This window comes from Mammaliicoccus sp. H-M34 (assembly GCF_022386495.1).
GTDB classification, from domain to species: domain Bacteria; phylum Bacillota; class Bacilli; order Staphylococcales; family Staphylococcaceae; genus Mammaliicoccus; species Mammaliicoccus fleurettii.
In genome coordinates, this window is record NZ_JAJNIK010000002.1 from 250721 (window position 1) to 263401 (window position 12681).

Annotated in this window: 11 protein-coding genes; 7 read left to right on the top strand and 4 right to left on the bottom strand. The window is 27.0% G+C overall.

Annotation, left to right across the window (positions count from 1 at the left end; all coding sequences use genetic code 11):
* Window positions 1-153 precede the first annotated feature (153 nt).
* Entirely contained in the window at window positions 154-1641 is a 1488-nt protein-coding gene (locus LQ608_RS03445) for a glycosyltransferase (RefSeq protein WP_239749591.1), read from the top strand.
* A 25-nt stretch (window positions 1642-1666) separates the two neighbouring features.
* Complete coding sequence (locus LQ608_RS03450; protein ID WP_239749593.1) at window positions 1667-3826, top strand: bifunctional glycosyltransferase/CDP-glycerol:glycerophosphate glycerophosphotransferase; 2160 nt, start codon at window positions 1667-1669, stop codon at window positions 3824-3826.
* Between the two features lie 122 nt (window positions 3827-3948).
* On the opposite strand, the gene LQ608_RS03455 is transcribed toward LQ608_RS03450, so the two are convergent.
* Genes LQ608_RS03455 through LQ608_RS03465 form a run of 3 tightly spaced genes read right to left on the bottom strand, consistent with a single transcriptional unit; the run spans window position 3949 to window position 5220 of the window.
* On the bottom strand, window positions 3949-4470 hold the full coding sequence (locus LQ608_RS03455) for a GNAT family N-acetyltransferase (protein WP_239749595.1): 522 nt from the start codon (window positions 4468-4470) through the stop codon (window positions 3949-3951).
* Between the two features lie 26 nt (window positions 4471-4496).
* A complete protein-coding gene (locus LQ608_RS03460) occupies window positions 4497-4907 on the bottom strand; it encodes a YolD-like family protein (RefSeq protein ID WP_078356270.1) in 411 nt (136 codons plus the stop codon).
* A complete protein-coding gene (locus LQ608_RS03465) occupies window positions 4894-5220 on the bottom strand; it encodes a hypothetical protein (RefSeq protein WP_239749596.1) in 327 nt (108 codons plus the stop codon). The genes LQ608_RS03460 and LQ608_RS03465 overlap by 14 nt, the downstream gene beginning before the upstream one ends.
* Window positions 5221-5553: 333 nt before the next feature.
* Between LQ608_RS03465 and LQ608_RS03470 the strand changes: the two genes are divergently transcribed.
* From LQ608_RS03470 to LQ608_RS03485, 4 genes are all read left to right on the top strand, one after another.
* The gene (locus tag LQ608_RS03470; RefSeq protein WP_239749598.1) at window positions 5554-6621 is read left to right on the top strand and encodes an acyltransferase family protein; all 1068 of its coding nucleotides are present in this window, start codon (window positions 5554-5556) and stop codon (window positions 6619-6621) included.
* Window positions 6622-6634: 13 nt separating this feature from the next.
* Window positions 6635-8506, top strand: a complete 1872-nt coding sequence (locus tag LQ608_RS03475; RefSeq protein WP_239749600.1) for a glycosyltransferase family 2 protein — start codon at window positions 6635-6637, stop codon at window positions 8504-8506.
* 151 nt (window positions 8507-8657) lie between these two features.
* Window positions 8658-8819 (top strand): hypothetical protein, encoded by a 162-nt coding sequence (locus tag LQ608_RS03480; protein WP_239749602.1) that lies wholly within the window; start codon window positions 8658-8660, stop codon window positions 8817-8819.
* A gap of 233 nt (window positions 8820-9052) precedes the next feature.
* Window positions 9053-11359, top strand: coding sequence for a CDP-glycerol glycerophosphotransferase family protein (locus LQ608_RS03485; RefSeq protein WP_107510025.1), 2307 nt, complete (start codon window positions 9053-9055; stop codon window positions 11357-11359).
* A gap of 63 nt (window positions 11360-11422) precedes the next feature.
* On the opposite strand, the gene LQ608_RS03490 is transcribed toward LQ608_RS03485, so the two are convergent.
* Window positions 11423-11641 carry a hypothetical protein gene (locus tag LQ608_RS03490; RefSeq protein ID WP_078356275.1) on the bottom strand — a complete coding sequence of 73 codons (219 nt, stop codon included), beginning with the start codon at window positions 11639-11641 and terminating at the stop codon, window positions 11423-11425.
* A gap of 172 nt (window positions 11642-11813) precedes the next feature.
* Here LQ608_RS03490 and LQ608_RS03495 point away from each other — a divergent pair, with 172 nt between their 5' ends.
* Window positions 11814-12605, top strand: coding sequence for a TIGR00282 family metallophosphoesterase (locus LQ608_RS03495; RefSeq protein WP_078356276.1), 792 nt, complete (start codon window positions 11814-11816; stop codon window positions 12603-12605).
* The last annotated feature ends 76 nt before the right edge of the window (window positions 12606-12681 follow it).

Here is a 12681-nt window from a genome sequence, read left to right on the forward strand (position 1 = left end):
AACTAAAGTCAGTTAGTGACTTTATATGATAATTTACATTTTCTTAATATTATGGTTTACTATATATAAGTTAAACATCGTAGATAATCATAGTCTCGCTCGAATGAGTGAGACTTTTTTATATTGTTATAAATTAAATAGTGGGGGAGTTTTATGTTATATACTATTACATCGATACTACCAAAGATACATGGGGGTCGAACTAAATCCTTATTGTACAGAATTAAGTTTTTAGAAGAACATCTAAACCAAAAGTCTGTTATCCACACTACTAATTATAATCCGGATTATTTTAATGTTTATGATGACTTTAAGAAAAGAAATATCATAAGTGATTCTTTAGAAATAAAAAATATTTATGAATGGCTATCTAACGACAAATTGCTTGAAAGATATTCTAGTCCAACAATTTTTACTAAAAAAAAGAAAGAAACTGAGTACACTATTGAACACTTAAATGAAAAAATTAATAAAAACATTGTTAGATACTATAATAAGGATGAATATGTGTTATATAGAAAATTTTACTTTGGTACTAAAATTTTGCTGTTCGAAGATTTTATGTCGCCTATATCAAGTAAAAGGTTAGAAAGAAGAGAGTATACAAGAAATGGTGTGCTTCATAGAATTACTAACTATTCGCCAACAAGTTATAATAAATTATACGAAGAATATTATAATAAGGTAGGAGATATATATTTAAAAAAATACTATTCTGATGTTGAGAAGAATAAAATTTTGTATATAACGCTTTATCAAGGAAATAGACCAGCTAAATTTTTTAGAAATGAAAAAGAGATGTTTACTTATTATTTCAATAATGTTCTTGAAGATGAATCAATAGTGTTTAATGATGCTAGGTTATTGGATAAATCTTTAATAGAATGTGATAAAAATTTAAAAAGGGTAGTTGTGTTTCATAGCACTCATTTAGTGGAAAGAGGAATTAGAGCTTCTTATAAGTTGGTTTTAAATAGTGATGATATTATTGATAAGTATATAGTTCTTACTGATTATCAAAAAAAAGATATTCAAAAAGACTTCGAAATTGAAGATGATAAATTCAAAGTAATTCCACATTTTGTTGAGGAAATGAAATCTCATGAAATTAACGAGAAAAACAATCAATTTTGTTACGTTGGTAGAATTTCAAAAGAAAAGCAAATTGATCATATTATTAAAGCTTTTAGTATATATATAAGTAAAGGTAATGATTCAAAATTACTTATATATGGTAAAGATGGAGATGGAGAGTTGAACTCATTAAAAATACTAGTGAAAGAATTGAATTTAAATGAATATGTAGAATTTAAAGGGTACACTAGTAATCCTGAAAAAGTTTTCGAAAATTCAATTGCTTCTATTTTAACTAGTAAATTTGAAGGTTTTGGACTTACTATAATGGAAAGTTTAAATAATGGATGTCCAGTTTTATCTTACAATATTAAATATGGTTCAAGTGAATTAATAGAAAATAATAAAAATGGCATTCTAGTAGAAAAAGACAATATTGACGAACTTGCAACAGCTATGGAAAATGCTAGAAATATACCTTTGAAAGATGTAAAATTGAATAATAGATTTAGTCTAGAATCTGCAATTAATAATTATAAAAACTTACTAGATGAATTAAAATATTAAAAGTTTGAAAAAATGGGGAGAAAAAATGAATAAATTATCGATTATTATTACATTTTATAATAATAAAGATCATATATTAGATTGTATAGAAAGTATAAAAAGTCAAAGAAATCAAAACTTTGATTTGATTATTGTCGATGATGGTTCAACTGACTCATCAGCTAATTTAGTTAAAGAGTCGATTAATACCTATGATAAACACATTAATTTTATTACATTAGAAAATAATTCAGGTCATGCACATGCTAGAAATATTGCTTTAGAACATGTAAATACACAATATGTTATGTTTTTAGACGCAGACGACCAACTAGCAAGTTATTCAGTTGAGTATTATTTATCTAAAGTTAACGGATTGGATGGATTAGTAGCACCTATACACAAATTCACTATGAATAAACCACAATACGTTAATAAAGATAAAGTAAGAGTTGAATATTTAACTCAAAAATCTAATCCTAATTCATTTTTAAGAAAGAATACTGTTTGTAATATTTTATTTAAAAATGCAATTATACAAGCTCATAACATTAGATTTAATGAAAATTTGAAAATATACACTGATGCTTCATTTGTACTTGATTATATGAAGTATGTTGAAAGATTTGCCAGAATATTTGATTTTCCGTTTTATTATAGAGGTGAAGTATACGATCCATTTGAAGGAAATACTCTAACTGACCAAGAATTTATATTAACATTTGAAGACTATGTTAATAGCTATTTCGATTCTATTGAAAGAACTGATAATAAAAAAGTAATTCATTTCTTAACTGATAAAATGAAAAAAGAAATCAAAAATGGCTTCGATCCATCTTTAAAAGATATTGAGTTGAGATACAATACCCTTGAGAAACCATTAGTTAAGGTGGTTAAATCTTTAAAGTGGGACTTAATGAAAGACGCTAAGATTTTATACAACTTAGAGATACTATTTTTATCTATGAATGCGATCGAAAATGCAAAGTATGTTAATAATCTTAGATATGTAAGTAGACATGTAAAAAATATATTACAAAATAATAAATTGAAAAATCGTTCTAAGTATCAATTGTTTGATAAAGAAGATGGTGTAGATTCAAACACAATTGTATTTGAATCATTTGGTGGCAAAAATTATAGTGATAGTCCTAAGTATATATATGAATATATGCAAAGAAACTATCCTCAGTTAAATTATATTTGGGTATTTGTCAAACCTGAACAAAATGTAATTATCGGAAATGCTGAGAAAGTTAAAAAAGGATCTAAAGAATATTACGATGCATACTCTAAAGCAAAGTTTTGGGTTACCAATGCTAGACTACCTCTTTATTTAAACAAGAAAGAAAATCAAATATATATTCAAACTTGGCATGGTACACCATTAAAAAGATTAGCTAACGATATGAAAGTTGTTAGAATGCCAGGTACAACTACGTCTAATTACAAAAAGAATTTTTATGCTGAAACATCAAGATGGGATTATTTAGTTTCTCCAAACAGATATTCAACAAATATTTTTAAAACTGCTTTCTGGATGGATGAAGAAAGAACGATGGAAATTGGTTATCCTAGAAATGATGTATTAGTTAATAGAAGTAATGATCAAGAATATATTGAACAAATAAAAAAAGATTTGAATTTACCAGAAGGAAAAAAAATCATTATGTACGCTCCTACATGGAGAGATGATGAATTTGTCAAAAAAGGAAAGTATTTATTTGATTTAAAAATTAATCTAGAAAATTTACAAAAAGAGTTAGGTGACGAATATGTCATATTACTTAGAATGCATTATTTGATTTCTAATGCTCTAGATTTAAATGGATATGAAGACTTTGCTATTGATGTATCTAATTATAATGATATTTCTGAATTATACTTAATATCTGATGCTTTAATTACAGACTACTCTTCGGTTATGTTTGACTTTGGTATTCTTAAGAAACCTCAATTCTTTTTTGCTTATGATATTGAAAAGTATGATAAAGGTTTAAGAGGATTCTATATGGATTATATGACTGACTTACCAGGTGAAATTATAACAGATGAGTTTAAATTAGCAGAAGAGTTAAAAAATATTGACGAACATAAAGAAAAATATAAAGATAAGATAGAGAAGTTTTATGAGAAATTCTGTTCTTTAGAAAAAGGAGAATCATCTAAATATATAGGTGATTATATATTTAACAATACAAAATAGTGTCCAGGACATGTATATGTGTTAAACAAATTTGATTTGTACTTTTTGGTTGTTCTTATAAAAAATAAGCATATCACTGTAAAACTGTAGTAATCAGTTCTAGTGATATGCTTATTTATATTTTAAAAATCTAAATAGTAATATATATCATATTTACCTTCTTGGTTAGTGAAACTATAGTCTTTCGTATTTAATCCGCCTATTTCAAATCCATAACGTAAATAAAAGCGATTAGCGCTTAAGTTATTGTCTTGCGCAATTGTATATAGTCCACATATTTCTTTTGTTTTTGCTTCTGATATTGCTGCATCTAACAACATTGAAGCAATATTTTTTCTGCGATGTGATGAAGCCACTTTTAAATCACTTAGATATAGATATTTATTCCAATTATTTTCGAAAATTGCTAAACCTACACATTTACTATTTTCAAAAGCACCAAGTGCAAATCCATTTTGATTAATTATGTCTAGTTGATAATTTTCATCTGGAAAAACCATTGTTTCAGTTTCAGTTAAAATTTCATGATAATTCCATAAATTATTTGCTCTTGTAACGATTAATTTTCCGTATAATTCAAACTTTTCATTGGGCAGTTTAAGTGCTTTTTGATTCTCATTTGTTATCTTCTCTACATTTATCATAGTAGGAAATCCCCCCTTATTAACGCTTATTCTATCTCTACAATGCAATCCATATTTAGCTTTAGCAACTCATTATTTTTAAGCACTTCTAACTTATTTCGTTCACTATCAAATTTATTTATTTCACAATCTACTTCTTTAAAATAACCATTATCCCAATATTTAATTGATGCTTTTGGATTATAGAATATCTTCTCTGCTAAAACATGATTTAAATCGTTTAATGCAGTGTCCTCTAATATAGGTTTATCAACCTTTGTTTGATCTCTTATAAACTGTTTAATCGTTTCGTATTGTTGTGGCATTGTCGCAAATGGTGCCCATTTAATCATACCACGGCCTTTAGGTATGTTTTGTTGAAGATATTTATTTGGTATTTTTCGATAATCAGATTCATATTTGTAAGGTTCAGGCATACTTGGATTAATGACTTTCATATGCAAGTTCCTTATTTATTTTATTTAAGCGATGAATCGCGTTGTTTAATGCAACAATCATAGTATTTCTTTGAGTATGTGAAGACTGTACGTCATCATAAACTGTGCATAGTAACTCTAAATAATCTGTATATAAGATGAACTTTTCTGTTCGACTATTAAATGACTTAAGATAATTACAAACATTGTTTATTTCTTTATAAATAACTTTGTCGTTTAAAAATTTTGCGGTGTCATTAGTTGGCTCAATGCTATCTAACATGTAAATATAAGATTCAAATTTATTAATCATTAAGTTTATATACTTATTCATAATTAACACCTCTCGTAGAATTATTACCTTCATTATACGAACAAGTGTTCGTGTTTGTAAAGTGTTAAGTTAAAAATTTAAATAGAATAACTTAATTAAATTCTTCAAACGCTTCAAATATAACACTTAGAATGTGAGACTATTACTTTTACTAGAAGCTTTCAAAATATTATATTTATCTTTATTTACAAGAAAATTTCTTGTCAAAAAAATTTACTCTAGATTTGTTTAACAATATATAGTTATAATTAGTATATATTATTTAGCATTTGTTAACTATTTGTAAAAAATCCTATAGTAAGATAATTGTTAAAATTAAAGAGGAGTACATTTATGAAAGTATATACATCAGTTATATTTTGGATGAGAGCAATGGCATGTTTAAGTATTGTTATGATCCATACTATAACAACAACATTCTATAAATTTGAAATGCCAAATGAAGGCTATTTATTAAGAGTTTTTCAATTATTATTACTATATGCAACACCGATATTTGTGTTTATTTCTGAATTCTTATTAGCTAAGCATTATAAGACAGAAGTTAAAGAAGGCTTTGTGAAGCAGAAGTTACTTATTTTAGGAATTCCTTATATTATTATCAATTTAGGGCTAGCTTATGTGTATGGTCATCCTGAAAATATGAAAGAATATATGGAATCAGTTAATTTTATGATGTTTCACGGTGGAACATTAACTTATTTTATTATCATTATTTTTCAATTTTACGCATTACATATGTTATTCGCTAAATACTTAGTGAAGCTGAATCCTATAAAGATGATTTTTTATTCATTAATTATAACGAGCCTATTTTGGGCAATGCGAACATTTATAGATGCACCTGATGCCTTTTATTTAAATTGGATGTGGCAAAGAGAAGGATGGATGGTCTTTATAGGTTGGCTAAGTTATTTCTTATTAGGCTTTTATATGGGTTACTACTATGAAACATTCATGGCTAATATACAAAGATACAGTGTTCATATTCTAGTCGGTACTTTAATTGTTACTGTAATAACTGTGTTCAACTATTTATCTGGTTGGCTAACTTTAGTAGATTCAAAACGTATAGATACACCTCTATATGTTACTATGATTATTCTGGTATTCTTTTTAATATCATCTTATACTAAGTATGTTCCAAGATTTTTTATATTCATTAGTAATTATTCGTTCTCTATTTATCTAATACACTATTTTATTGTTCATAGATTAGGGAAATTACATGATAATCCAGCATTTAATATATTATTTACGTTTACATTGACTGTTACTTTTGCAATTTGTATAACATATTTGTTTAATTTAACAAAATTTGGGAAATATATAGTTGGCGGTATTGGAAAAGTTAAGTATGAGTCGTTTTATAATAGTTATAAAAATAATCAAGTAGATTAAAGGGGGAGAAATGATGGGGAAGTTAGTCTCGATTATAGTATCTGTATATAATAAAGAACCTTATTTAAAGAAATGTATAGAATCATTAATTAATTTAAATATAGATCACTCGAAGATTGAAGCAATTTTTGTAGATGATTGTTCAACAGATCATTCCGTTGAAATAATAGAAAGTTATGTAGAAAAATTTGAATTCATAAAAATCATTAAGTTACCAAATAATACAGGTAGTCCTTCAGAACCACGAAATATAGGCATGAAAGAAGCAAGTGGAAAGTATTTAACATTATTAGATGCCGATGATTGGTTAGATACAGAAGGATTCCCAAAATTTATTAATAAAGTTAATGAAGATGATGCTGAATTTGGTTTAGGTCAAAGTTATAAGCATACAAATAAAAATATTACATTTCATGCAAGGTTTACAGCATATAAAGATAGTTCTAATTTGAAACCTGAGGAAATAGAGAAAATTTTTAGAGCAGTTGGACCACCTGGGAAAGTATTTAAGCGTAGTATTGTAGAAGATAATCAAATAGAGTTTGAACATATGAAATTTGGAGAAGATAAACTATTTTTCATTGAGCTCATTTCGAAGATTAGTAATATTACAATGTCTACAATTCCGGTGTATCACGTGAATAGATATGACGAAAATGTTTCACTTGTAAAAGAAACATCTGTACTGGACAAAGCTTATTTAAATAAAGAAATCACAAGAAGAATTTGTAAGGCAGATATACCATTACCACTAAAAAAGCTAGCTTTATCTAGAATGGTCGAAGTTGACTTCTTTAGAAGATTTTTGCATACAAAAACATTCTTGAAATCTGATAATAAACAAGAATTTTACATTTTATTTAATGAAATTGAAGAAATACTGAAAGAACATGGATTCCAAACAAAAGATTTTTTAAAAAATAAAATTTTTACAGCTATGTATGAACTATACCAATCTGAAAATGAAGATGAATTTTTAAAATTTACACATGATGTAGTATATGGGAATTGGCGTTTTTATGTCCAAAATGATGTGGTTTATAAAGAATTAGAAAATGATTATGACATCATAAACCCTATCGCTGTAGATTGTTATCCAATTTATGAGGGTACCCAATACATAAATGGAGAGATGTATGAAGTAATAAAAGTTTTAAAACCAGAGCATATTAATATTACTGCCCTAAGCTTAGTTGAAATTAATAATGTGTTAAATACTCAGTACATAGACTTTGATTATAAAAATGACAAAATTTATATAAATCAAAAACAATTCGATCAATTAGAAGCTTTAGATGTAAATTTATGTGTAGATCATGGTGAAATGGATAGTACGTTGGTTTATGCTTCATATCCAAGTAATAATGAAACGTTTAAAATGAAAAGACAAAGTTTCAAGGTAGAGTTTATAAATAGATTGAAAGAAAATAAAAAAAATAAATATTTTACAAATATATCTGATTCATTAATTACACTTAAAAAAACTAAGATATATAAAGACCTTGAATTTAAAGAAGCAATTATGAACTTGGAGCCAGGATCAAAAGTTGTTCCAACTGAAATAAAATATAGTTCTAACGGGACACCTAGGTTAGTATTAGAAGATGGTAGTATAATGACTGCTAATAAAGATTTTGTCACATATATTGATGAAAAAAATCACCATAAATATATAACTGAAGTGCCAAGTGAAGTAAAAATTAAAAAAACTTGTAAATTATATGATTCGAGATCATTTAAAAATGAACCGATTAAAATACTAAAAATTGGTGAAAACATAAAAATCAGTAATATTATTTATACTAATAACTCAACACCACGACTTGTTACAGAAGATGGTAATTATTTAACAGCTAATAAAGACTTTATTGATATCACTAAGTAGTTAAAGGTAAACAAATTCTAAAAAACTCCACCAACAAGGTCGTTGGTGGAGTTTTTTATTAATGATTAAATCATCTTAAATAAAAATTAATACTTAAAAAATAAACGATTAATGAAAACGTGGTATATTGATGTTGAAGGGGCAATGATAAATGATGACTTTAAAATATATACTTATGAATTTAATCATAAGTCACTTAATAGGAATTCTAGTTTATTGCTTTATTGTTCAAGATTTGCTGATAGCGATTACTATAGGGATAGTAAGCTATATAATGAATGTATTAATTGATTTAATACCTGTTAAAGAATAGGATATGTAATTATTTAAGGCTGCTAACTAGGGATGAAAAACTTAACATTAAAGTACAAAAAAGGAGATAACTTGAACTCAGGTTATCTCCTTTTTTTGTACTTATTAGAATAAAATAAAATTTTTATCAATTATGTCATAAATTGTTGTTATATATAGATTAAATATTAAATTAGTGTTAATATAGAGAAAAAATTAAATTGTTAACTCCAATTAAAAGAGGGGCGAGATTGAATGAATATCAAAATTCTAGGGTTCAATCTTTTTGCAAAAGGTGGAACATCAAGAAGCAACATCAACTTAATCAAATCTTTTATTAAATCTAATCATGAGGTTACGTATTATAATTTTAAAGAATTTGATAAAACTGCAAAGTTTAACATCATGATCAATGAACAATTATTTGATAAAAATTTGAATTTCAAACTATTTGAGGATGCTCATGACTTAGTCGGAGCTGATTTAGTTATTTTGACGAGAGAAACTTTCTTTTATTTAGCAAGAGAAATTAAATCGATAGATTATCGTATTAAAATTGTAGGTGAGATTCATGCGCCATTAGCTTATATAAATGATGGTCAAGATTTAGCGATGGACTCTATCGATGCATTTAGAGTAAGTACAATGGATGTTAAAAATGATTTTATGAAACGCTTTAAAGTTACGAATGTTTTCAACCAATATGTAGATGCATCACATATTGAATTAAATGAAGAAGCAAGTGTAACAAAAAGAAACTTGTTAATTAAAGCTCGTTTTGAAGATAATATTAAAGACATTTCATATGTAATAAAATTGATGAATAGAATTGTTAACATTGAAGGGCATGACGATATTCAGTTATATATAAAAGGGTATGGTCCGTCTGAAATATTGTATAAGAACTTAATTCAGTATTATCATTTAGAAGATAATATACATATTAATGAGAGAGAACCGAAGAATTATATTTATATTTCTTCTTCACCATATGAAACGTTGGGATATTCTATATTAGAAGCAATTGCTGAAGGAAATAAAGCTTTTATTTACGCTGGTGAAGATGGTGTTCTTCAAAGAATTTATCAAAAATATCATGCGATTGAATTTTTAGAAAAAAATATACAAGACGATTGCAAACGACTACTTGACTTTATTGATCATAAATATACTAAAGAACAAAGAGCTGCAGATGTAGCATTGATGAAAGATACGTTTATAGACAGAGATTATGCGAATGATTTCATTGAGTCATCAATTGGGTGTATGAATGAACTTAAAAGAGGTTCAGTTAATACAAAAGTTTCAAAGAGCAATAATGGGAAGAAGTCCAAGCTTGAATATGGTAGAGATTTATACGAGCAATATAAAACAAAGCCATTATTAAGAGCAGTCTTAAATAATGAAAAAGTGTTTAATTTTGCTAAAGAGAAATATGAAAAAAGAAAAATAGATAAAATGAAACAAATATATGATCAAATTAAACCTTCGCATAACAAAGTATTTATCGAGTCGTTTCATGGTAATAATTTTAGTGGAGATCCTAAGTATTTAGGAATTTATATTAAAAAACATTTTCCTGAAAAAGAGGTATACGTAAGTTCTAGAAATGCATTGGTAGATATGGAAGTTAGAAGTTATAATTTAGTTCCTATAAGATTCGGTAGTGAAATTTATAATCGAACATTTAGAGAATGTAAATATGTAATAGTGAATGGAAATACTTTAGATAGAGTATTTAAGCATAAAGAACAAATATTTATACAAACATGGCATGGTTTCCCTTTAAAAAGAATGTTGAATGATTTAGGAGATGAAATTGAAAGAAAAGAACAAGTTCAAGCATTTAGACCGAGAATGAAAAAGTGGGATTATTTACTTACTTCTTCGGCTATAAATACAATCCTATTGGAGTCCTCATTTGATCTTAAAGAGAATAAAAACTTACAAGTACTAGAGCTTGGTGCACCTAGAAATGAATATTTAATACAAAGTAATGAAGAAGAAAGCGATCGCGTTCGTTCTAAGTACTTCTTTACTAAAAATAAAGATAAGAAATTTATATTATTCTGTCCTACATGGCGAAAAGAGAAACGAGAAATATTGTCAAAAATTAATTTGATCATTTTACTTGAACATTTGCCGGAAGAATATGAAATTATAGTTAAATTACATCCAAATGAAGCTCATTTAAGACGGATATATAGTGAATTGAGTGAACGAATCCATTGTTTTTATAATGAATTTGTAGATATTCAAGAAATATACTTAATTTCAGAAGCTATGATTACAGATTATTCCTCAACAATTTTCGACTTTGCACATTTGAATAAACCAATATTCTTATTACAAGAAGATACGGAAGATTATTCACAACAAATCGGTTTTTATTTCGATATATTTGAACTTGTAAATATTGAAATTGCTAGTAATGATGAACGCATTTTAGCAAGACAGTTATTAGAGAACAAAGAAATTGATTACCACAATATTACGAATAGACTATTAGATGCAGATAAAATCGGAACAACAGAAAATATTGTAAACTTTATAATGAAATAATCCAAAATAACATCTCTACAATTATTGTAGAGATGTTATTTTGGATTAATATTTTATAATTAATTAATGTGTTAAGTTCAGTTCTAATTCTAAAGCTTCTTTTAAGACGTTAGATGTTTCTTGTGAATTAACACCACAATTACCATACTTTTCAGCAAGCTTAAATGCTGTAACGTATAATTCTAAACAGTCTTTCGCAATATCTTCTGCATTTTCTTCTACGGACGGATTTGCACTAACCACTAATTCTGCAAATTTTTCTGGTTGAATTTCAATTCCCATGTTTAAATAAACACTCCTAGTAAGATTTTGTAACGTTAACAAAACAATCATATTTCAATCATGTCTATATAGCGTCCATTTTATAAATACCCTAATAAAAAAATATTAATCATCTCTTTTAAAAATTTTTGTTTTGAATTAGAATATATAGTGTATAGAGAGGATGTCAATATTGAGAATTTTATTTATAGGTGATATTGTAGGTAAATTAGGAAGAGAGCAATTAGAAAATTATTTACCAAAAATTAAAGCAAGTTATAAACCAACTTTAACCATTGTGAATGCAGAAAATGCTGCTCACGGCAAAGGATTAACAGAAAAACTATATAAAGAAATATTACGTATGGGTGCTGACTTTTTAACAATGGGAAACCATACATATGGTCAAAGGGAAATATACGATTTTATAGGTCAAGCTAACAGAATGGTACGACCTGCAAATTTTCCTGAAGAAGCACCTGGAATAGGTATGAGAATTATTAAAGTAAATGATAAAGATATTGCAATTATTAATTTACAAGGCCGTTCATTCATGCCAGCAATAGATTGCCCATTTAAAAAAGCAGATGAACTAATTGAACAAGCATCGAAAATAACACCATATATATTTGTAGACTTTCACGCTGAAACAACGTCTGAAAAGAATGCAATGGGTTGGTATTTGAATGGGCGAGTGAGTGCTATGGTTGGAACACATACACACATTCAAACTTCTGATGAGCGCGTGTTAAATGGTGGTACAGCATATATTACGGACGTAGGAATGACAGGATACTATGATGGTATTCTTGGCATTAAAAAAGAAGAAGTTATAGAAAGATTTATAACAAGCTTGCCACAACGTCATAATTTGCCAGATGAAGGTAGAAAAGTATTGTCTGGTGTAATTATTGATCTCAATGCAGAAGGTAAGGCTAAAAAAATTCAAAGAGTTTTGATTAACGATGATCATCCATTTGAATAGTATCGTCCATTAGACTGATTTTTACTAAAGCCCTTTAATTTCATAGGATTAAAGGGCTTTTTTTGTTATGATATAA